Origin of the sequence: Vibrio crassostreae (assembly GCF_024347415.1) — a bacterium.
GTDB classification, from domain to species: domain Bacteria; phylum Pseudomonadota; class Gammaproteobacteria; order Enterobacterales; family Vibrionaceae; genus Vibrio; species Vibrio crassostreae.
Genome location: NZ_AP025479.1, coordinates 59,991 through 82,991 on the forward strand (window position 1 = coordinate 59,991; position 23,001 = coordinate 82,991).

Annotated in this window: 15 protein-coding genes and 3 pseudogenes; all 18 read right to left on the reverse strand. The window is 41.0% G+C overall.

The genetic code is table 11. The features are described from left to right. Positions 1–380 precede the first annotated feature (380 nt). The 18 genes and pseudogenes from OC193_RS25635 to tssH all read right to left on the reverse strand — a co-directional run bounded on the left by OC193_RS25635 (position 381) and on the right by tssH (position 22,989). Entirely contained in the window at positions 381–1,055 is a 675-nt protein-coding gene (locus OC193_RS25635; RefSeq protein ID WP_230682303.1) for a winged helix-turn-helix domain-containing protein, read from the reverse strand. 378 nt (positions 1,056–1,433) lie between these two features. Then, positions 1,434–1,645 (reverse strand): annotated as a pseudogene (gene tnpA, locus OC193_RS25640) (IS200/IS605 family transposase); the annotation flags it as partial. Between the two features lie 144 nt (positions 1,646–1,789). Beyond that, positions 1,790–3,418: a HAMP domain-containing methyl-accepting chemotaxis protein gene (locus tag OC193_RS25645; RefSeq protein ID WP_048661445.1), complete on the reverse strand. Its 1,629-nt coding sequence runs from the start codon at positions 3,416–3,418 to the stop codon at positions 1,790–1,792. A gap of 65 nt (positions 3,419–3,483) precedes the next feature. After that, positions 3,484–4,505: pseudogene (locus OC193_RS25650) on the reverse strand (histidine kinase dimerization/phospho-acceptor domain-containing protein); the annotation flags it as partial. Positions 4,506–4,508: 3 nt separating this feature from the next. Next, a pseudogene (locus OC193_RS25655) lies at positions 4,509–4,727 on the reverse strand (winged helix-turn-helix domain-containing protein); the annotation flags it as partial. 181 nt (positions 4,728–4,908) lie between these two features. Continuing rightward, the gene (locus OC193_RS25660; protein WP_048661459.1) at positions 4,909–5,280 is read right to left on the reverse strand and encodes a DUF3316 domain-containing protein; all 372 of its coding nucleotides are present in this window, start codon (positions 5,278–5,280) and stop codon (positions 4,909–4,911) included. 241 nt (positions 5,281–5,521) lie between these two features. Further along, a complete protein-coding gene (locus OC193_RS25665) occupies positions 5,522–6,799 on the reverse strand; it encodes a hypothetical protein (RefSeq protein ID WP_048661444.1) in 1,278 nt (425 codons plus the stop codon). A 27-nt stretch (positions 6,800–6,826) separates the two neighbouring features. Next, the gene (locus tag OC193_RS25670; RefSeq protein ID WP_048661443.1) at positions 6,827–7,459 is read right to left on the reverse strand and encodes a protein kinase domain-containing protein; all 633 of its coding nucleotides are present in this window, start codon (positions 7,457–7,459) and stop codon (positions 6,827–6,829) included. Positions 7,460–7,474: 15 nt separating this feature from the next. Beyond that, complete coding sequence (gene tssM, locus OC193_RS25675; protein WP_048661442.1) at positions 7,475–10,930, reverse strand: type VI secretion system membrane subunit TssM; 3,456 nt, start codon at positions 10,928–10,930, stop codon at positions 7,475–7,477. A gap of 1 nt (position 10,931) precedes the next feature. Continuing rightward, positions 10,932–12,074, reverse strand: a complete 1,143-nt coding sequence (gene icmH / locus OC193_RS25680; RefSeq protein ID WP_048661441.1) for a type IVB secretion system protein IcmH/DotU — start codon at positions 12,072–12,074, stop codon at positions 10,932–10,934. 7 nt (positions 12,075–12,081) lie between these two features. Continuing rightward, a complete protein-coding gene (gene tssK / locus OC193_RS25685; RefSeq protein ID WP_048661440.1) occupies positions 12,082–13,398 on the reverse strand; it encodes a type VI secretion system baseplate subunit TssK in 1,317 nt (438 codons plus the stop codon). 2 nt (positions 13,399–13,400) lie between these two features. Next, complete coding sequence (tssJ, locus tag OC193_RS25690; protein ID WP_048661439.1) at positions 13,401–13,865, reverse strand: type VI secretion system lipoprotein TssJ; 465 nt, start codon at positions 13,863–13,865, stop codon at positions 13,401–13,403. After that, a complete protein-coding gene (locus OC193_RS25695; RefSeq protein ID WP_048661438.1) occupies positions 13,862–14,893 on the reverse strand; it encodes a type VI secretion system-associated FHA domain protein in 1,032 nt (343 codons plus the stop codon). Before OC193_RS25695 ends, tssJ begins: the two co-directional genes overlap by 4 nt. Before the next feature lies 1 nt (position 14,894). Continuing rightward, positions 14,895–15,590 carry a transporter substrate-binding domain-containing protein gene (locus OC193_RS25700; protein ID WP_048661458.1) on the reverse strand — a complete coding sequence of 232 codons (696 nt, stop codon included), beginning with the start codon at positions 15,588–15,590 and terminating at the stop codon, positions 14,895–14,897. 20 nt (positions 15,591–15,610) lie between these two features. Beyond that, complete coding sequence (locus OC193_RS25705; protein WP_080967329.1) at positions 15,611–16,783, reverse strand: ABC transporter substrate binding protein; 1,173 nt, start codon at positions 16,781–16,783, stop codon at positions 15,611–15,613. Further along, positions 16,780–19,017, reverse strand: a complete 2,238-nt coding sequence (locus tag OC193_RS25710) for an MFS transporter (protein ID WP_048661456.1) — start codon at positions 19,015–19,017, stop codon at positions 16,780–16,782. The genes OC193_RS25705 and OC193_RS25710 overlap by 4 nt, the downstream gene beginning before the upstream one ends. An 8-nt stretch (positions 19,018–19,025) precedes the next feature. Beyond that, a complete protein-coding gene (locus OC193_RS25715) occupies positions 19,026–20,180 on the reverse strand; it encodes a D-alanine--D-alanine ligase family protein (RefSeq protein ID WP_048661437.1) in 1,155 nt (384 codons plus the stop codon). Between the two features lie 196 nt (positions 20,181–20,376). Continuing rightward, on the reverse strand, positions 20,377–22,989 hold the full coding sequence (tssH, locus tag OC193_RS25720; RefSeq protein ID WP_048661436.1) for a type VI secretion system ATPase TssH: 2,613 nt from the start codon (positions 22,987–22,989) through the stop codon (positions 20,377–20,379). Positions 22,990–23,001 lie beyond the last annotated feature (12 nt).

Sequence of the window (23,001 nt, forward strand, 5' to 3'; positions counted from 1 at the left end):
AGTTTTCTTCGTTCCCATCGAAAAGAACATGTTGCTCCGGCAAGTCAAAATATTTTGTTTCTTGTGCTTCGACCAATTTGTTGGTGTGTTTTATGGAATAAACGTTTTTTGGCAAAAAAGTAATAAGGAACTGCGCATTCTTATTTTCCCCACTATCGAATTTAATTGAAGCAAGTAAGATGAAGCGATTCCATATATAGGGTTTTAAGCGATAGTAAATCTTTCTGGATTTTTTATCGTCAATTTTCTCACCATAAATAAAAATATTTTTAATTATTTTAGCATTAGAATTCTGAACGAAATTAGGTACAAAGGAAATATTTATGAGAACTTGAATAGGCAATAATATAATTAATAACACTACGCTAATTGAAAAGTATTTATTGGCATTTCTGTACAATTTCATTGGTAACCTTCGCTATGGGGCGTTTAATATCAATGGAAAAATTTACACTTTGCTCTGTAATTACTGAAGTTTTTTGACGGGCGCAACTTACATAGAGCCTAACTTTATTTGAAGTTATATAAAAATCTAAGTTTTTTAATTCAGATTGCCCTACAAGTTTTTCTAATAACAATTTACTATAATAGTCATTTCTCTTTATGGTAAAAGTGTTGGTCTGGGAGTACACTTTTGACATGCTTAATTGGTGAGCAGTTTGTGAAGGGATAAATAGAAACCAAAATAATAATAAATTCAGAATGATTAATGAAATTAACATCAAAAACTTCTTAGACAATTTGAATTTTTTTGTCTTTTCTGGTTGTTTAAGGTAAGTTGAAGGTTGGTTCATTAAAACTAGATCTATTTTATTATCAACGACAAAGTAACCAACTTTAGGTACAGTTCGAATGATACATTGTTCTTCTGCTGTATCATTCAAAGCTAAGCGTAGTGAAGCAACAGCATGTGTAATGCTGGCATCTGATACAAACTTCCCTCGCCAAATCTTATTATGGATTTCAGTTTTAGTTACGACTTGATGAACATTCGATAGTAATAGTAATAGTAATTGACTTTCTGTCTTAGTTAGTCTTTTTTCTTCACCTGACATTTTATTTCGAATTTGAGAGTGTTCCTGAGGTCTAAAGTCCCACATAAATGTCTAAATTACCTATACTTTGCATCATCTGAAATGAATAGAAGCACAAATTTACCAAATTATTCAATAGACAACAACCAAGAAATATTTTGCTAGGACTAAGCAACTAGTTTTGTATCACCTGTTAAATTGAAGTAATATTGCGTTTTTATACTTCGAGCTCACCTAAATGACAGCGAGATTTTTAAATTATCATTTCTTGATTTATTTCATTAATTTCGCAAGCTTGTTCCCGCCACTTTAAAGATTCAACTCTCATAAAGGTAATCAAATTTAATCTATTTACTAAAAAACATCCGCCTTCTTAGAAGGGGACGCGCTATCAGTTCTTCATAACTGCAGTTCTTGCTCAGGCTCTCTGTCCTGCTTGTCTTGGTGCCGTACATATCGTGAATGACTTCTTCATTCACACCGACCGTATCTACAAAATACCCTCTAGCCCAAAAATGTTTTCCCCATAGTTTCTTACGTATATGTGGGAATTTATTGAAAATTAGAATTGCTGTTAGGCCTTTTAAAACTCCTAACAAAATCGAGACTGATTGCGTATTTTGGAGCATTCCGAGCAGCAGCCATTTTCACTGCGATTCGAGCAAGCTATCGCAATCACTGAAATACGCAGCAACGGGGCTAGATTTAATCTAGCCCCGTTTGGTTTATAGTGTTCGATGTCTTCTCGCATGATTTTAAATTTGGAATGAGTCTACCCTTAATTTAAGGTTTTGTACTAAACTATTAATCTGTTGACAAGCAGTTGCGGTTTGTGAGGAACCTTGAGTAATTTCTTTTGAAGAGCTATTAATGCACTCGACACTACGGCTTAGTTCTTCGGATACTGAATCTTGCTCACTACACGAGGTTGCAATTTGTGTGCTCATTTGAGAAATATTATCAATAGAGTGCTCGATTTCAGTTATTTGATTTTCTGCTATGTTTACTTGCTCTATACAATCTGCGATACCACGTTGACAACTTTGGCTTGATTGCGTCATTTTGACAGTTTTTTCTTGCAGTTGGCTAACTGTTTCGATTATCTGAGAGGTTGAATCTTGTGTGCGTTGTGCTAGTGAACGAACTTCATCTGCAACTACGGCAAACCCTCTACCTTGTTCCCCTGCTCGCGCCGCTTCAATCGCGGCATTCAATGCCAACAAATTAGTTTGTTCTGCGATACCGCGTATCACATCGACAACTATATTTATATTGTTAGAGTTTATTTCTAGTTCCTGAGATAACTCTTCCGATTCTTGGATGGTGTTTGATACTTTTTCAATTACAGCAATTGTTTTATGTAAAGTTGCTGTTCCTTGTTTTGAAAGTGTAGTAGCTGAGTAGGAAGAGGCGGCTCCGACTTCAGTGTTTTGAGCAACTTCTTTGACAGCTGCTTGCATTTCTGTCATTGCGGAGGCCACTGAGCTCAGTTCATTTTGTTGACCTTGCATTTCTGATGCTGTTTGTGATGCAATTATACTCACTTCCTCAACTACTGAACTTAATTGAACAACTGATTCATCAATTTCTGAAACTAGCGAGTGAAGGTTTCGTTGCATACCAGCTAATTCTCTAAGAAGTGTTCCTAACTCATCATTACTCAAGATGTTTTCGTCAATATCGTTATTTAACTCACCATTAGCTATTTTCTTTGTTAAGTTGAGTGCATAGTTAACTGGTCTACAAATAGAGCGTGACAGCAATAAAGATGCCCCCCCCATCATGACAAGTATCAAAATAGCACCGATGCCAGCGCTATATTTAGTAAAGGTGCCCGCAATTACAACTTCTCCATGGACGGAGTGAACTGCCTCTTTGTTTAGCAAAAGAGTCTTTTCTAAACTAGTAAAAGCTTTTAAATAAGTATCATAGCTCGACAGAATAATCTTATTAGCGCTGTCTATATTGCCTTTTTTTAATAAATCATTATAGTTTTTTGTTTCATTTATATATTTAAACCAGTAATCTTTAAATTTTTTGAAGGATTTTTTTTCACGCTGATTTAGATCTAATTCTTCAAAATCAGAAATTCCTTTTTGAACATCTAGCCTTTTTTTTTCTAAACCTTCCACCCATTCCCCAATCTTTTGATGATTTGAATTTGCTAATAATGAAAATTCATTTTTCCTAACTTTTGTAATATCAATTTCTATATCTTTCAATACCTCGATTGAGGGTAAGCTCTTGTCGGTTAATATTGAAATTTTATTATTTAGTGTAAGCATTCCGTTAACCAAGATGGCTGAAACAAACCCAAAAACAACGAAAACAACGAAATAACTTCCCCATATCTTTTTGACTACACTTAAGTTTTTAAAAATCATTTATATAGATCCTCATAGTTCGTAGAATAATTATTTCAATCATATTTAAACAATTGAATGTAGTTTTATTTGAAATTTTTATGCTGCTCTTTATAATTCACATCAAGCTTCCCATTACATACTCGCACTATGGATTGAGTTGTAGATAAACCCAATCCAGCACCGATACTCCCTAGGTGCTGACGTGATTTATCTGCTCGATAGAAAAGATCGAAAAAATACGGCAAGTTTTGAGCGGAAATAGTATCACCTTGAGGTCAAAATTCGCACTTTTGCGTCCTCTGCTAATATATCAAAATACGCGACCAAACGGGCAAATACCTCATGTATAGCGAACACCTCGTCGTTACGAGGGATGAGTTTGTTCTCTGCCTTTGTAATAAATATCAAGTCATTGATAATTATATTAATTTCTTCCAAAGGGAGGCAATAGCGTCTTGATATTCTTCTGAGGTTCGACAAGCACCTAAAATGACCTGATTTTGAGTTGTAATATTGGTGATTGGTGTTTTTAACTCATGCGCGATATCAGCAGAATACTCACTTAAGCGCAGAAACCCCATTTGTAGTCTATCGAACATGGAGTTGTGTTTATTTGCTAGCTCTCTAAGTTCTATCGGCAATGAATCGGGTTCAATACGGGTGTCTATTTTCTCTGGGGGAGATCTGCTGAATGTGCTGATTCACTTCAATGATCGGTTTCAGCCCGCTATTTACAATCCAATAGCTGTAAACTGAAGAGATTAAAAACGCAAGACCGAGTGACCAAAATAGAATCAGCTCTAGTTTATCCAAGAACAGAATGTGGTGATTAATATTCATACCAATCACCACGAGATACTCACCAGTTTGAAACGCAAAAGCACGGATATTCAAGGCACCCTCACTCCATTCAATTGCTTGCTCATGGTTAAAATGTTGAGTTGAACTGATGGTGTAAGTTTGGTCTTGAGGAATCTTCATGCCTTCAAAAAACCACATATAGAGAGCTTTTGTTCAATTGTTTGAAGGCGTCCTTGGGGGGGGCCTTTAGCTCTGTATCAATCGTCTTGCAATCACTGTAGATGTAATTGAAATCTAGAGTGAAAACTTAGGCATTGGATGTATTTTCAAACTTGTAACCCATTCCTCTGACTGTATGAATTAGTGCCTTACCAAAAGGTTTATCCACTTTAGTGCGCAAACTCTTGAAGCGACATCAATAACATTGGTGTCGCTATCCCATACTAACGAAGCAATGGTAGTGTGCGAAAGCACTTGACCACTTTTACAGTTCTAATAGCGCGTATTCTTTGGCTGTGAGAGACATCAGCCCATCGATACCATTATGTGCCACATACCCAGATTCGATCAAGGCTTTTTGTTCATCTTCGACGAGCGATAATTTCAAATTTAATTACCTATTATATTAGCCGGAAGGTGAAAGCTAAGTATAATAATCGAAATAAGTATTATGTGACCACCTTATATTATTCCTCATGAGCAAAACATTATCGACTATTATCCCGTTCTGAATAATGTACTTTGACATTAACTTTACCAATGTATTCCAACCGACTATTTTCATTCATACGTTCTTGTACAGTAACGAAACCAACCTCTTCCAAATGCGTGCTTCGGGGTTTAAAACTTAGAATTTTTAGCTCTTTGTTTAATTCCCGAGCTGACATGCGTTTCAGGTCATTCAGTTCTGACAGAGCCTGTTGATAAGCTTCATCTGATGTTGCCGACGAGGCAACCGAGATGCTTTTCATACTCACGCGGTTCGTGTAGTTACCGCCAGTGAAAAGTGGTTGAGCGAAAGCAGATGCGTTGGTCATTATCATTAAAATTACAAAAAGAGTAGTTTTTATTGCGTTCATTTTTTTTACCTGTGAGTAATTGTTTCTAATAACATTATTGAGCGCCATCTCTGACATGTCTCTTTCAGTAAGATGACATTCTTGTAATAAAAGTTGAGTTGGTGCGGCCATCGCATCAAACCCTTTTCACCCGTATAAATTTAATTAAAATTGATTGAAATTAACTTTATACAGGTGAAAACAAACTTAATGACTACATTTCTAGAACAGATAAATTAGTGAAAGAAACTATTCTCCGTTATTATTTAGCATATGGATTTGTCAACTCAGAGTAAACTTTTGGTGTCGGTAGCATAGCAAGATCAAGTAAATCCTTATGCATTTGTGAGCCAGGCTTGAATTTTACAGAGTACTGACCTGAATATTCTTTAATGTAATCTAAAGCTTGCTTCTTAATATTATTGATATGAGCACTTCCTTTTTCATAGTTCGACTGAGAAGAACCTTTCAAGTGCCCATAGCGATCCAATAGTGACAAGAACACCATAGGATGAGCGATAGTATTCGAGTGCATCAAAAGAGCTGTCAATATTGGACTCAGAGCCATAGATTCAACAAACCATTCACTAAATGAATCAGCGTTACGAGCTATGCTATTGGCACTAAGTAGTTTATCCCTTTCTATTTTTGCTTTTTTCTTTACACGATACAAGTTTACCCTTTGAATTATATAGTCAATGGCGGTAGCAATACGCCCTAAAACATTAATTACATAATTCACGATACTTCCAACAGCAGCTACAGCATCCCCAGCAGCTTGTGCAGCAATTTGGCCAATTTTCACACCAACGTCTTTTATTCCCAGAAAACCTTTACACGCCACATGAGAAGATATGTCGTATGCAATAATATCTGGATAACCATCATTTAATCGGACACCACGGCCCGATAGTTTCAGAGAAAAATAACTCGTCAATCCGGTAACGGCTTTCTTAGCTCCCTTATAGATATCAGCTGCATTCTGTACGTAACCCAATCCAGGAATAAGAGAGCTCAAATCCCCTATAATCGATGACACTAACCATAAAGAAATATCAGTCAAGTAATTTACTACCCACTTTATATCTTTATAGGCTTTTTTAAGTTTATCTAAAATGTTACTACAAAACCGTTGAATCAATTGTTCTAATTTAGCAATCAGACTTTCCTTAGTCGAAATCACTTTATCTTTGATGGACGTTCCAACTGACTTAAAAAATTTTACGGGTCTACTTTGATGAATTGCAGTGCTTACACTCTCTGCCACTTTCGTCACTTTTAACAATACCTGAGATTTCTGTAAGATATCACCAACCTGTTCTTTAATTAGTTTCTTTGCTACACCACAAGCGTCAGTCACAGCTGTAGTGTCTATCACGAAATTCCCGATAAGGTCCAAACCAATTTTAGGTGTTCTTTCAACTTTCAAACTAGACAAATAGTTTATTATTGTAACTCTTCCTTCATAAGCTAGCCTTTCTTGAGCTTTCCAGCCTTCCATATCTGTATGTGCTAATACTTCAGCAATCGAAATAGGCATAATGCCTCCTTACTTATTATCATTGTTTTAACTCGCTTCACCCGACATCTTCAGATGAAACAATTTTTCAATCGAGCGTTGGATATAAAGAGCTCGACTTTGCAATTTTTGATCTTCAATTTGGCTGATAACCTTTTTAATCATCACCAATAGAGCAAACCAATCGTCTTTTCCCTCCACATAACCCACACCTTCGAGCTGATTACGTGATGCATATTGTTGTGACAACTGCCACTTATCTATCTCTGTCCGTGAAATTCCTAAAGGGAAACTCGCTCCAAAGTCAATCAATCTAATTGACCCCGTTTCTGGCAAATACAAAATATTCGCCGGCTTCACGTCCCCATGCACCCAACCATTTTGATGGCAACAGGCAATTGCTCGAATCACCGCAGGTATTAGCAAGATAAAAAGCTCGACTTGCATAATACCAAAGCGATCAAGTGACATAGCATGTTGGTAATACTTGAAGTACAACCGTTGGTTATTTGGGTCTACGCGAACAAGTTCTTGAACATACAAACCTTTGCAACTATCAAGTGCCTCTAACTCCCGCTCAAAATCTAGCTTGTTGGCATAACACTTCCCTGTTTCATGCCAACTTACCTGCTCATCGAATACAAAATGAGTCTCACTGATTGACGGTGAAAAAAACTGCATCCGATCCCCCTAGCGTTACAGCTTTCTTGGTAAAGAAAACGCCCCAAACAATGATTTATCTAATATTTGATTTGAATCGCGTAAGGTGTAGTCAATTACAATTTGATTATCGTCAATGTTGTAATTCAACTTACGCACTAAACGCTTAGCGGTTTTACTCGATTGACCATCAAACAGAGCTCTTAACAAAGCCCATTGCCCGGTATAAGCTCGAGTGGCAACACGATTATCACCTTGGTAGAAGTTTGTCGTTAAGTAGCCATCAATTGTCGTTGTAGGCCAATTAAGTTCTGACCACACTCGTGGACCATGACGGTAACTAAATACACTTTCAGATTCGCGTATTTGGAATGCCGTTACATTCGTGTTCATCGAGCTTGGACGAAACGCAAACTTAAGGGCCAATTCTTGACCAGTTGGGCCGAAGAAAACTTGACGTAACTGACGTGCACGACGTAGTTGAGCTCGCGTATTCGCACTAATGGGCAGTGTTACCCCATCAACTTCATTGAGCTTGAGTGTGCCATTATCCCAATAAACAAACGGCTTAAGTAACGTATCAACATATTGATCAATACGTCCTTGTGGTTTAAAGAACTGAACAAAATCGTCAAGATCCACTTCGCCGCGGCCTTGAGTTGCGAATGGGAAACGCCCTTCTACCGCCGCAGAATAGAACTGATAAACTTGCTCATTCCACTGTTTATTCAAATAACCTAAGCTACCTGACACCACTTGTTTCCATGTTTGATCTGCAATTTCCTTCGTCCATTTAGCCACTTGACTCGGAGCTGTTGAACCTTGACGTTGAAACATTTCTATCGCGTCTTGACTGCCTTCTGCATGAGCCAAAGCATAAGCATGAAACGATTTCCCTGGATTAGAGCTTCTCAGAGCACTATCAAAATAAAGGTTAAGCGCATCAAATTGCTCAATAAGACCATCAAGTGGGACAGCTCCACCTTTTTTTCCTGCTCCATTGACATAATTTGAATAACTTAAGAATGCTTCATTTACCACATACGATGGTTGAATTTTAAGCAACTTAGCACCCACTGCACGGTTTACTTTGTCGGCCTTTTTTAGCTCTTTGGATACTTTTTTTAACCCTAATTTGGCGGCAACACGTTGGTTGCCTTTCGTATCTGGCTGTTCTTCTACCGCAAGAGTAGTATTCACAACAACAGCCCCTAATACATCCAAGACTGGGCTGGTTGCAGGTTCACGAGCGCTATTCAATGCGTACGCGAAATCAATACTAGACGTTAACTGCTTTGCATTAATGTTATTGAGCAAATCTTTCCAATAATAAACATAATCAGCAAAGTACAATCTTTGGATCTGTTTACTCAAATCCGTTAACTCTGTAATTGACGCACCAGAAATGTCACCCTGTATCGCTTTAAAGTCTTTTAGTTGACGACGTAACAGCTCTGATTTTGCAGTCAAATCTATCTGGCTATAGCCCTGCTTAGTAAACATTTCAGGAATCAAGTAACCGTGGAAGTCGTCAGCAAACTCAAACATAGTGTCAAACTTTTCACCTAACTGACGTCGTATATCAACCTGTTTACCATATTCAGGCAAACTTTGAATACGCGCGTAAATTAAGCGGTCAGGAGACAAACCGTCTAAGTTATTAGTTGCTACAGCGATCAGCTCTTGATTTGCTTCAATACGTCCGCTGTAGTCACTATTAAATAGGTCTTCAATCAATACCGATAATGCATTGATGTCGGTAGACGATACATCACCTTGATCTTTCAAGTTATCCAACAAATATGTTTGCATTTCTGCGACATTTAAATGTTGTTTATCAAATAACATTTGGTAGTAGCGTAAAATTTCGAAAATTTTGGTCGGGTTACCCAAATTGACATAAACAAACAATTCGCTGCTGATCAGCTCTTCAAGCTTCGGTAATAAAATAAGATTTAACTGCTCTTGATAAGTCAAATAAATTTGTTGGCCTGTATCTCCTTGCTTAACACTCACCTGTTGATACCATGCCTTAGGCATCACGCCAGCATCCGCAACAACTCGCAGCTCATTTAGAATGGCAGTCATATCAGACCAAGAGTAGTTGCTTTCTAAACGCTCAATGTCGCTGCCATATAAACGTAATTGGGTCATCGCATCCGCGCGCCATTGTTCGTCCTGATTCCAGTTGTTTTTCATCACCAAACCAGCAATAGAAACAACACCTACCACCACCATTAATGTCACGGTTCGCGCCGCCAGATACCCTGCATGGCGCCACTCATTTACGCCAACAATCCTCTTCTCTGGTAGCATGACATGACTAAAGAGTCGTGAAGCAAAGTAGCTACGACGTCCTGGTAGTTGTTCCTTAGTAAACGTGGTATTGAATTCTGCGCGATCCGCCACAGTTTGAGTGAGCAAATCAAACTCGTTACCTTTTTGACCAGATGAAAGTAGATATGCACCACGAATCCAAACCGCTTCTCGTACGCGGTTTTCGCGGCCAATGTCAGTCAACAACTCTTCGACTCGTTCTAAGAAGATCCGTAATTGATACGGCAGTGCTATCACAGAACCAGCCTTCTCACTACTTATGTTTCTTAATAACTCAAACTGTTGATTTGCTATCGATTTCAGTAAAGTTTTACGCATTTCTTCGAACTTATACTTGTCGAAACGTCGCGAAGCTTCACATGGGAAAGTCACACCAAATGGGTTTTCTACGTCACAACCAGAATAACCTTCAAAAAACTCAACAAAATCAGCAATCGTGTCAGCTTTAGAAAATAAGCAATACATAGGTAAAGACAAGCCAAGCGCTCCACTCATAGATAGCGCCGCTTCTTGATAAATCGAGCTCAACTTCTGACGTTCTTTTTGATCACCTTGTAACAGTCGATCGCAGCCAATAACAGCCGCAATGCCATTCAAACCTTGACGCGGACGGTATTTCAATAGCTGCTGTGCCGTAATACGCCAAAGCGTCTCGTCGACACCTTCACTGTCAAAAATACGGTGACCTATTTCGATAACAACAGCTTGATCGCAGCTCCAAAATTTTAAATACTGCTCACTATCACTATCTTGTAAGTGCTTATCTAATACTGGTTCTAAACCATTTTGTTGCAATAACGCACTTTTTGCTTCTTTTTCACCGCCTAGGACTATGTACCAAGGTAAGTTATATAAGCTCTCTAGTTTATTAGTACCATGACCACGAATTTTTTTAGCCGCGAGTTTAAAAAGTTCTTGTATGACTTTCGTGTCTTGCTTAAGCAGAACATGTTGTTCATGGACATCACTATTAGCACGTTGTTTGTTACGCCATTGATACAGCCAAACTGCCATAACAACTAAGACTACAAACGTAGTGATAGAAGTCGTTACTTGTGCCCACAGCCAAGTATCACTCGGTAAGACAAACCAAACCGCGATACTGACAATCATTAAGGTTATCGCTATTAACGCGACGACAAATTTTTTGATCATATTACTTCTTCGTTCTTCTAATCGTAGCGTTTAAACCAAAGCGAACATTCAACTCATTTTTCAGTTTGCGTATTACAGACAAGTTATCTCCTGCACGCAAAAACAGCTCAACACCATGTTCCGTTTCTCGAGAAAAAGTCTCGTATCCAGCTTGCTGTAGATCAGAAGCCATTCGAACAGCGTCAGTCGAACTGGTAAAAACTGCCAAAACAATTTCCCACTGGATTGTTGCCGCTTTTGGCGTGAATTCTGTATTTTGAACGTTCGCTTGGGGTTCTTCACCAATATCTGCATCAGTACTGATGTAAATCAGCTCTCGGTTTTCTTGCTTCAAACTGACACCAGACATATCTATTGCACTAAATTGCTGCAGAATTGGCTGACTACGATTAGAGTACCAATACTCTGAAGCCCCATAGCCACATGCCATAACAAGCACAGCTAAGCCAATCATTTTACTAAAGCTCAACATTCGCCATGGCTGTTTGCCAGCAATGAGATCCGGAGTTTTGGGTACAGGTAATACACTTTCACTGCGATAGTGACGAATCACAGCATAAACATCAGACTTAATTTCATGTAATTGATGTTCATCTTCATGGCGGTAACGACCTTTAAAACCTAACATCAGCAACACATATTGGAGCTCAATAAAGTCCACCAATTTCGCAGGTTGTTGACTCGCTTTATCCAATAGCACGAAAAAAGCCTCACCACCGTTACGCTGTGAGAAAACTTTGCTTAATAACGAATGGTTCTCCCAACGCTCTTTCTCCCCCCAATAGGTATACAAGATCGCTTCATCAAATGCTGCGCATAAAACGAAGCAACTTTTCTCAACAATACTTGGGTGATAATCGAGATATAAACCGCGCTGGCGAAAAGAAACAATCGCATCCAACAATCGCTGCCTAAATCTTTCGATATCACGGGGATTGGTTTGTCTCGGTAACGTAACCAAGGTTCCCAACAGTTCTGTTGCTGCATTAAGCAATGGATTACCATAAACAGCAAAGCTTTCAATTAGCCGTTCTGTTCCTGATAGCTCTGCTGCCGCTTGCTGTACATCCACTTTTTCCGTAGCCAACTGAGGTCCATTGCGTTTAATAACGATGGTTGGCTCTTCTTTAAATAGTCCTGACATCGCTAATCTACCTGATCACATGAAATTCGACGTGAATATCATCGATTCGCTCGTCAATATGTAGCGCGATGGATTCGTCTTTTTTAACTAAGGATTGCCAAAGCTCAGAACGAGTATCCACTTCAAAGTAAGCTGCATCATTTTTCGACTTAAGCTCAGCAGGCGCATAAGGTAAGTTCCGTAAAGCTACACCTGAAAGTGCATTTCGAACTAAGCCCGCAATATCACTATTACCGGCTAATTTAGTCGCTTGAGGGAACTCTTCACTCAAGCGAGATGCGCCGATGTTCGAAGTCGCGACGACAATAAAGCGTCCTTCATTAAACAAGCTACGATCTTGAACTATGGTGCGCAGTAATCGACGATTAGCGAACAATTGCGTGTCCCAGTTAAGGGTTGTTACATTGTCGACTTGCACTTCGCGCAATAAAACAAACAGTTCGGCAAAAACAGCAGAGAAAATCCCGTAGAGATCATTTTGATCCCAATTCATAAAGGTTTTCGGCATTTTGCCTTCTAACCCCTGCAACTGCCCTGCCATAGAAATGCATTCCATGTACAAATCTTTGGTTAAAAGGGTCGAGTCTTGATTCCATTGTTGGAATTTCGGCATCCAACCTCCAAGCGCTTGCAACCATAAGTAATCGCGCATTAAAGCTTGGTAACTTTTACTTCTGTGTTCTTTTTGTAACCGAGTAGAGATAGTACGAGCACGGTATTGCACCTGAGCAAAAATATCAGCAACACAATCTTTGAGATAATTTGACTGACCAAAATGAAGACATTGCGGTACGAACGCTTGGTTAAGGACGACCGCACCTTCTGATTTATGCTCACTCACACCAGCAACCGCAATCAATGTATAGTCTTGTAGCTCTTGACCTTCAAGTTTGAGCTCAATATTCAACTCAGCAAGTTCAAGCTTAACCGCTTCGCTCTGCTCTCTGCTGCTATCAAACGAACTATGTTCTACGGGCGTATTTCTCATCCGTTGACCTTCGCCAACATCCACTACACCGGGCAGCGCAACAGGTAATGCTAAATAGGCTTTTTTATACGTCGTATTTTTAGGCACATCGAGTACAAGACCACGTTTGATTTCAAATGGTGTCCCGTCAGGGAAAATACCTTGTGCGCGTTTTACGGCCACCTTACCGATATTGAGCATGGAACGATCCAGTTCTAACTCAGTTAAACCAAAACATTGAGGCGATATCTGCCCTGCATATGCGCGAGTAAAGTTTTCAAGGTATCTTTCTTGTTGTTGAAAATGCTGTGGAGAAAGGAACATTCCTTCACTCCAAACGACTTTGTTCTTATCCATAATTATTCCTCGTCACCTGTGACTGACAGATTGACGCCGTCTAACTCAATATTTAATACCGCAGAACCTACGACAAGTGGCTGGTAAATAGTTTTATTTTTAGCTTCTCGGTAGTCAGCAAAACCAGCGATAACACCAATGTATTTCGTGCCTGCTGCCAACGGCATCACTACTTGGCGCTCTTCGTTTGGTATTACGCTGGCCAGTTCTCGCGTCAAAAGCAACTCCGCTTTAAGAACGCCCTGTGCATCGTTATAAAGTTGAATAAAATCGGCCTGACTAAACGCTTGGCTGTCTGTCATCTGATAAACACGGACTTCTAATGGCGAAGGCAAACCTTCAACGTTTGGATTGATGTTGGCCGAAGCTTTAATATTAAGAAAGAGCTGCGGTGTCACATCGCTGGCTCCCCAAAAGCTACAACCAGATAATAGGAACATCGCGGCTAAGATAACTAGTCGATTCATGATTTGTCGTTCTCCAGGCTTTTCTGTAAACGCATTGCATCTTGAAAATACGCGTGAAACTTAATCTGCCAATCTCGGTTGTCTATTTGACGGTTGAAATAGCGTTTATACATGTCCCAATATTTCGGCTTGCTCTGCCAAAAACGCGGGGTCATTAAGTCATCAAACATCGACTCTAAACCTTGCGGCGCAATATCAGACAATAAACGGTTTAATGCCATTTCGAGCGCTTTTTCAGTCTGCTGCTGGAAACATCCTTCAAGCACACGGTGTTGACTAAGCGCAAACGAATGGTTGTGGTTAAAAAATTGGCCAGTCACCTCAGCTTGATTTTGCGCAGGATGCGAGCTAAAAGAAGACAGAGTCTCTGCAGAATGAGAAGACGAGATAAGGTCATCACTTCCCATTATGCTTGTATGAGCTGGAAATGCCGATTGAATGTCTGACTCAGCTAAGGGATCGTCATCTATCGCGATGAAACTCAAATTCAGCTCTTGACGTTCACTTCGGCTATTTACCACATCACTTTCAAAGGGGTCATTTTCAACTACTTCCTCACGGCGAGCCGACAACGTAGGCTCTGGTGTTGCAACCGGTTGATTAAGTTCAACCTCAACAGGGTCTCTTACGCTACCAAACGGATCATCACCCAAAAGACCGTTGCTCATATCTTGCGTGTTAATATTTTGTGCTTTTGCTTTTTCAGGAAGAAAGCACGACACCAATAAGCGATAACGGCCAATATCTAATACATCGCCATCGTTCAATGTCGACTGGTTACCTTTGCCAAGTGCTGTCGTAGCACCGTTAATAAATACACCGTTAGTACTTGTATCCATAACCTGGTAACCACGAGCTGATTTATTAATTATCGCGTGCTTACTCGACACTTCACGCGTTGAGTCACTTAACTGCATGGTGACCCCTAGTACACGACCAATATCGCCGCCATCTTCGGGGAAAGGTTTGTTCCACTCTGTGATACTTTCGCCATCTGGAGAGCTTATTATTCTTACTGATAACGGCATATTAGTTCCCCTTACACTTATTGTTCGCGAGGTTAAACTCGTCAATAAATTGTGGATACGCTTTCGTAAAAGGCTTTGAGAAGTAAACCCCTAATGGTTGTGACTTCACACGTGTTTTGGAAATTGCACGATAGCTAATGCCCATTTTTTTTATTGTCTCTTCTATCACCGCATCGTTGCCCAAAATAGCGCCAATTTGACCTTGTAACATCAGCTCTATCATGGCCTTTGCACTGCGAGGCTTCATTGTCACACGGTAACCGTTCTTCTGTAACCAATACCATTTATTTGAACCGAATAGCGCAGCGACTTCTACTTGGCTTTTGAACATAGAGCCCTCTACGTCGGTAGCATCAGATAAGGAAAACCAACTCCAATTCTGTTGTTCGACAGGCTCGCTCGACACGGCATATTCATCACGTTTATTGTTGTGAGAAGCCAGAAAGAATCCGTGTTGCGCACCTACTTCTGTCAATAACTGAGCGCGATCCCAGCTTGTCATTGTGATTTGATACGGTTGTTTCATAACCCGCATCACGCATTTAATCTTTTTGATACCCGGGCCTTTCATTTCACCATTTTCTTGATACTGGTAAGGAAACCATTCTTGCGTTGCGAGTAATAAACGTTCGGGTTTATTGTAAGCAAATACCGCAATTGAATGAGTTATAGCCAACCCTAGAAGGCCGAATTTAATTCCTAAACGTATGTTATGACTCACCGCTCCCCCTCCATTGCCATGCCTGAAGAACGAATAGCATGTCCGTCTTGCGCATAAAGATCACTGGCCATTTCGATCAACACGAATGGCATCTGAACTTGAATTTTTTCTGCTTGTTGGAAGCTGATTGAAATATCTGGGGGTGATAGCACTCCAACAGGAAGACGATGAGGCTCAATATTGTCACGTAAAATACGAATCCCGTAGAGTGCCGCTTGGTGTGCGTTGTTTTCAAAACTCACCCCCACAGACATCAGCGCACTCTGCTTGGTATCGTTTACAGCATCAGGCACAACAGTCAGCAATGGCAGGCCTTGCGCATATTGGTTGATTACATCCACTCGTTCTAACAAACTCGAACTACCCGTTAGCCACAATATAGAGTCGTTTTTGCCATTCGACGCTGACTCCATTTTGGCAACCTTGGTTTGCATAACCTCAGTTAACGATGTACGTCTTTCACTGTCATTGACTTCAAATGGTACGATATCGATCCCTAGTTGCTCCGCCTCTTCTTTTAAAGGCAAATATTGAGTAACGTAGGCACTGGTATTTTTCTTCGTATAAAGCACACCAATCTGTTTTAACTGAGGCATAAATTTAAGAATAAAACTCAACGTAACATCGGCAGGCAAGTTAAGTGAAGTAAACGCAAAATTATTACCGCTAGTTTGATAGCCTTTAGTTAAACCAAGTAGAACAGGGTCTTTCGCATTTACCGAGACAACAGGTAAACGCTGGCCAGCATAAAGCTTGTGTAGTTTAACCGTTGCTTTAGAGCCAACGGTATAGATCAAATCTGCACTCTTTTCTGCACGCTTAGTCCATTGAATAAGGTCACTATCGCTCTCAGGTAGCAAAAACACCCGAAAGCGTGTATTTGCAAGCTCCTGCCTATACACCTTCAGCATAGTAGCGAGAGCAGTATCGTAAGAATGTGCTTTTCTGGAAACAAGTACCCAGATCCTTGGATACTTATCGCGTGGTACAAAATCAACATAATCTTGATTACTCGACGACACCCAAGATTCACGGCTCGACTGAGCGAGCTCATTCCCTAACCAATTCGGTAACTCCGCGTTAGTTAATGGCGCATTAAACACAGAGAAGGACAGCGAAAGCATTACAAACAACACACTCAACATTTTTTTGAATTTCGTGTATTTCATCTCCCAGTCTCCGCGCTATTTTCAACGGCCGCTAGCATATTGGCTGGCTTTTTACGGTCGAATAACCACATCACAGCCGCAGCTACGACAAAGAACAGGCTTAAGACCCAAAATGCTGATTTTTCACCCAGCAATACTAATAGCTGACCAACAATAATAGCTCCCATAACGTGACCTAACCGCTCAAGAAAACGATAGGTTGTTGCCACCAAGTTTGCGTCGTTGTTCGCATGGTTTGCAGTAGTACTAACTACATGCGTAACAACAGGAGCATTAATAAACCCGTGTGAAATCCCCATAACTAACATCGCCACTGTCGCAACGATCACAGCATAAGTGGTATCTTCAATCACAAATACAAAACCAAGTAACGCAAGTGCGAGGGCTCCAACCACATTGCCTAAACACAAAGCCCATTTTGTCGAACCTATACGATCTATCATTGGTGACACTTTGCCACTCACGAACAACACAGCGAAAGCATATGACATCAAAACCTGACCAATACTTTCTTTCTCGATACCTTTATCACTAAGTAAAAAAGGAACGGCAAAAAATACCACGCCGGTCAGCACCATCTTGGTTGGAATACCCACCAACACCATTGTTCGCATGAACGAAGGGATTCGCATCAATGAAGTACAACCGTTTAACATCACGTTAAACGATTCTTTTAAGCTAGTGTTACTCGTTGCGCTCGGCAGCATTGACGGTAAAACCCAGCAAAAGAGAAACATCAATCCGCCTACAAAAGTAGACAATAGGAAGATACCATTGACACCCAAGGTATCGGCAAGCAAAGCACCAATACCTGCACCAGAAATGAACCCGGCATTAAAACAAAATACAATAATACCGGCAGCTTGAGTCTTATTTGTTTTTTCACTAAATCGTAAAACATAAGCTTGAATAGAAACAAAAATCGTTGCTTGTCCCACTCCAGAAATGAAGCGAGCAAACAAAACTAACTCCAAATAGTTTTGGTAGATGAGTAAAATGCAGCCTAAGCTAGACAAAACGATACCCGCAGCCAATACGCGACGGATATCAAACTGTTCAACTAACCGAGAGACTGGCAATAACGAGCAAGCAAAACCGACGAAATACAACGTGAAGAAGTAAGACGTCCAACTTTCAGAGACACCAGCCGCGCTTGCAACATCGGCCAAATACTGTGGCAATACTGGTGCCATTAATGACTCCATCAGCACCGTCACCAACAACAGCGGTTTCACCTGAGCTAGTACCAGCGATGAGTGGCTATCGCTTTCACTGCGACTGAGCAAGCGAATAAATGAAAAGCAAATAAAGGCGCAACCAGCAAAAAGAATAGCAAAACTTTTTAGGATATTAAGTAATCGAGATAATAGCACTTTAGGATGAAACGAAATGATCACCTGATTGCCCATTGAATCGGCAATAGGGAATTCAATCCACCTTTCTGCCGACATCATATCTGACTGCGCACTACTAACTGCTATCACGTTTGAATGCTGTTCAACAGCAATACTAGACACCTCGTGATTAGACTGACGGAAGCTCACCAACATCTCATCAATTCCACTAACTCTTTGTGGATCAATACCTAAAGTCAAAATAGGAGCCAAACGTTGAGTGACAATATTCGCCATCGAATTGGCTTTATTCTCTAGACCAGACTTATACAATGCGCCAACCATCAAAATCACGCTCAATGACATCGCTATAAATACAATGCCAAACGCAGTGAAGTAGATTTTGGCCTGTTGACCCTGTATCACCATAAATACAAATAGCGCAACCAAGATAGCGATCAACCACGCCATGGGAGCAAAACTTTCGCTTATAGCTTTAGTGATCTCTACGTTACTGATCAAAATCTCTAACGAGCCAACCTGAGTAAACTTGTTACGTAACGGTATTGATATTTGGCTTCCTTCAAACTCACTAGTCGTATAACGATACAACTCTTGTGAGCCTGAAATAACGCGAATATCTACCACCGAACGGTCAGCATCGACAATCGGAGAAAGCACTTTTTCTAAGCCAGCGATGTCGTGTAATGGCACTCCTGAACTTAGAATTTGCTCCAAACCGATACGCGCGGCTTCCGTTTGCGCCATCACCGCATCACGACTTTGCTGCTGATAACTTTTCAGGGCTTGTGCGTAACCCACGGTAAAAATTAAAGACAACGAAAGCACAACAAGTAAGGCGCCTAAAATTAGGCGGCTATGCTGCCTGACTGCATTCAAACCCACTACTATACGCCCGCCAGGTCATCAAACTGAGGGGGTAAACAGTGTTTAAGTGCACTTGGTCGCTTGGCTTTCAAAAATGACAAACGGTTAAATACTAGCGACTGAATGAGATCTGTGTAGCTCATACCTTCACGTGCGAGATCGTGACACACTAAACTTACTTTACTCCCTTCTGGGCGCTTTAAATCTGGTTTAGGGTTGGTTTCAAGTACGTATAGGTTTCCTTCGTCATCCATACGTAAGTCAACTCTTACCAAGGTTTGTAGGCCCAGTTGTCGATAGATTTTCTGACCGATCTCTGCTAGCTCCGTACGCAGCGTTTGATCGTTAACGGCAACTAAGCGGTCTTGAGTAATTGGCTTAACATCCATAGAAGTAAAGATGGGTTCATCCACTTTTAATACACGTTCTGTAACTGAAAATGCAAGCGGTAGGTTAGATTGAGTTAATGCGCCTTGCTTGAAAACGTATTCTCCTGCCACTGCAACAACAAACTCTCGTCCAGATAAGTAAGGTTCTATCATGACAATATTGTTAGTCGCGTTACGAACTTTGTTCACTACAGCTTTAAGCTCAGAGCGTTCAAACACCGGGTAAACATGAATCGACGCGCGACCAGAAACAGGCTTAACGACAAACCCTTGTGGGAAGCCGCGAGCAATACCGTCTAACGCACTTTGGTTGCTTTCACTGTCAAAATCTTCATCTATACCTATGGTAATAAATGGCGCTGTCGGTAAGCCAGCCGCTTTGATTTCATGTTTAAACAAATGCTTGTTATCAAGAATACCCGCAGTCATCGGTGAGTGACCGACATAGGGTACTCCAAGCATTTCAAGCGTTGAAGGAAGGTGACACATAGAATCAAAACCTTGTAACCCACCACTATTAGTAATCACAAGATCGATTTTTTTACTTTCTAGCTGTTTCGCTAGGTCAATATCTTCAGCCAACACATCAACCGATTCAAAACCAGACTCGCGCAATGCATTCGCAATATCATGCGCCACGGGTTCGTAGGTTTTAGTCGAACGTGGGCTTAAATTTTCAAAAATATAGCTACCGACCTGCGACTTATCGCCGCCGTGGATCACCGCAATATTAACGTTATTGCGGATCCACTCGAGTTGAGCCAATGAAAATAGTTCGGTATTCATATTTAATTCCCTGTAACACTGCTACACCCAAACTCACTGTCTACACAATGGACGGGTAGCAAATTGGTTTAACTCTATTGTTGTTATAAGCAGAAGGCCTCTGCGGGCCTTGCAAGTTGTTTATTTATTTCTGTATTTTAGTGCTCTTATTAAGGGTGAATTACACTGAGTAAGTTGCCACTTAAAAAAGTTCGAGCTATTGAATATCAATAGCAAATTGGGTATCCACCACCGACACACACACCGAATTGACTGGTTCCGCATTGCTCATCTTCACAATGCAATTATTGGCCAGTTCCGGCATCAATTTACGGTTAATCAACTGTTCAATAGCACGTGCACCAGTCTCTGGAGATTGGTTAAGCTGAACTAGAAGCTCAATAACTTGTGGCGAGTATTCAAAGCTAGCGCTGTAATGCTCACGAACACGCTTTTCAATACGGCGTAGAGACAATTTCGCGATCTGTGCCATTTCATTATCATTCAGTGGGAAATAAGGCACGATGGTTGCTCTCCCTAAAAACGCAGGTTTGAAAAACTTCTGCAGCTCAGGAAAGATCGTTTGCGTTAATTCAGGAACAGCCGGGCGCTCTTGCGCACAAGCATTAACCACTGCACTGTCTGCCGCGTTTGATGTCATGATGATGATGGTATTGCGAAAATCGATATTGCGACCTTCGCTATCAGAAATAGATCCTTTATCAAAAATTTGATAGAAGATGTCATGCACGCCTGGGTGAGCTTTTTCCATTTCATCCAACAGTAAGACTGAGTACGGGTTCTTACGTACAGCCTCAGTTAATACCCCGCCCTTGCCATAACCAACATAGCCAGCAGGAGAACCAAGTAACATGGAGACTTTATGCTCTTCTTTGAACTCCGTCATATTGATGGTGGTGACGTTACGTTCACCGCCGTACAGTAGATCCGTAAGTGCCAAAGCGGTTTCAGTTTTGCCAACGCCACTTGGCCCACACATTAAAAATACCCCCACAGGTTTGCGCGGGTCAGTCAAACCAGCACGAGACATGCGAATGGCTTGAGAGATCTCGGCAATAGGGGTTGTTTGGCCAATAACTCGTTCACCTATTTTGTCTTCTAGATGCATTAAGCAATCAACTTCTCCACTCAGCATGTTACCAACAGGTACCCCTGTCCATAACGCAACCACTTCAGCGATTGTTTGATGACAAACTTGCGGCAATACTAACGGTTGCTCGCCTTGCAGCTCGCGAAGTTTATCCATCTCACTGGCAAGTTGAGTTTTACTCGCGTGGCTTGAGATGTCTTCACCTGCTACATACAAGGAATCAAGCTCAGTTTGCAGCTCAATAATCAGTTCGACGCTACTCTTTTCTTGCTCCCAGCGATCGGCAAGATCTTTACGATTCTGTTCCAATTCAAGTAAGGCTTCTTGGGCTTGGCCTAAGCGTTCGTCTTCAATCGACCACAGCGCAGACTCGTGTAACAAAGTATCGATCTCGTTTCTGGTGTATTGAATTTTCTCTTCAGTAGCTTCGAGTTGACTTGGGGTCGCGCTTTGGCTTAAACCGATACGTGAACAAGCGGTATCCAGAAGACTGATCGCCTTATCCGGCAATTGGCGTTCAGGAAGGTAACGAATAGAAAGAGAGACCGCAGCATCGATCGCTTCTTGCATTACCTTTACATTATGGTGTTTCTCTAGGCTTTTTTTCACCCCACGCAACATGTGCACCGCATCCGTTTCATTAGGCTCACCCACTGCCACGACTTGGAAACGACGCGTCAACGCCGCATCAGTTTCAAAATACTGTTTGTATTCGGCCCAAGTTGTTGCTGCGAGAGAGCGGAATTCACCTCGCGCCAGTGCAGGTTTAAGAATGTTAGCTGCATCATTTTGACCTGCAGCACCGCCAGCACCAATCAAGGTATGAGCTTCATCAATAAACATGATGATTGGTGTTTCAGATTGTTTGATTTCATTAATCACATCTTTCAAGCGGTTTTCGAACTCGCCTTTAATGCTTGCACCTGCCTGTAATAAAGATAAGTCTAGGCTACGCAATTCAACATTTTTTAAAACTGGCGGTACGTTTCCATCGACGATTTGTTGTGCTAGTCCTTCGACAATCGCAGTTTTACCAACGCCAGGATCACCAACAAGGATTGGGCTATTTTGGCGACGGCGACAAAGGATATCGATCGATTTACGAATTTCATCACCACGGCCTGAAATCGGGTCTAGCTTTCCATCGCGAGCCGATTGAGTTAAATTTTGCGAGTATTTATCCAGCGCGGGCGTGCCTGCATCGTTGAAAGCTGGCTCCATGTTTTGGGCAAAGTTTGCTGCTTGACTACTGGGTTTTGAAGTAACCTGCGCTTGTGCTCGTAGCCATTCGGTTGAAAGGGCTTTTAGCCAAACACTTAATGGACCGTTATAAGCGCCTTGATCAAGGCGCTGTTTAAGCACCAGCAAGATATGGTACTCGTTTACAACAGATTGAGCGTGATTAAGAGAAGCAATCATCCACGCATCTTTAATCACTTCGACCAACTGAGGTGACAGCGAAGGCGATGTATCATTGCCACGTGATAAAGTCGATAAACGATCTTTTAATTGCTCAACTAAGCTCTCTTTAGCAATGGACACTTTGTCTATCGCGGCGGACCAACCTTGAGCCGGCAGCTGAAGCATTTGAATAAACCAGTGTTCAAGCTCAATAGCATAATGCCCTTGGTTTACACAATCACCTGCTGCTTGCTCTAGCGAAGTTTTCACATTTGGAGCAAGTCGCTTAACTAAACTTTGTAATTCAATATTTATCATCATCTGTCCTGA

Coding starts and splice junctions, on each gene's coding strand:
- OC193_RS25635 (WP_230682303.1), bottom strand. CDS start 1,055: ATGTCAGGTGAAGAAAAAAGACTAACTAAGACAGAAAGTCAATTACTA.
- OC193_RS25645 (WP_048661445.1), bottom strand. CDS start 3,418: ATGATTTTTAAAAACTTAAGTGTAGTCAAAAAGATATGGGGAAGTTAT.
- OC193_RS25660 (WP_048661459.1), bottom strand. CDS start 5,280: ATGAACGCAATAAAAACTACTCTTTTTGTAATTTTAATGATAATGACC.
- OC193_RS25665 (WP_048661444.1), bottom strand. CDS start 6,799: ATGCCTATTTCGATTGCTGAAGTATTAGCACATACAGATATGGAAGGC.
- OC193_RS25670 (WP_048661443.1), bottom strand. CDS start 7,459: ATGCAGTTTTTTTCACCGTCAATCAGTGAGACTCATTTTGTATTCGAT.
- tssM (WP_048661442.1), bottom strand. CDS start 10,930: ATGATCAAAAAATTTGTCGTCGCGTTAATAGCGATAACCTTAATGATT.
- icmH (WP_048661441.1), bottom strand. CDS start 12,074: ATGTCAGGACTATTTAAAGAAGAGCCAACCATCGTTATTAAACGCAAT.
- tssK (WP_048661440.1), bottom strand. CDS start 13,398: ATGGATAAGAACAAAGTCGTTTGGAGTGAAGGAATGTTCCTTTCTCCA.
- tssJ (WP_048661439.1), bottom strand. CDS start 13,865: ATGAATCGACTAGTTATCTTAGCCGCGATGTTCCTATTATCTGGTTGT.
- OC193_RS25695 (WP_048661438.1), bottom strand. CDS start 14,893: ATGCCGTTATCAGTAAGAATAATAAGCTCTCCAGATGGCGAAAGTATC.
- OC193_RS25705 (WP_080967329.1), bottom strand. CDS start 16,783: ATGAAATACACGAAATTCAAAAAAATGTTGAGTGTGTTGTTTGTAATG.
- OC193_RS25715 (WP_048661437.1), bottom strand. CDS start 20,180: ATGAATACCGAACTATTTTCATTGGCTCAACTCGAGTGGATCCGCAAT.
- tssH (WP_048661436.1), bottom strand. CDS start 22,989: ATGATAAATATTGAATTACAAAGTTTAGTTAAGCGACTTGCTCCAAAT.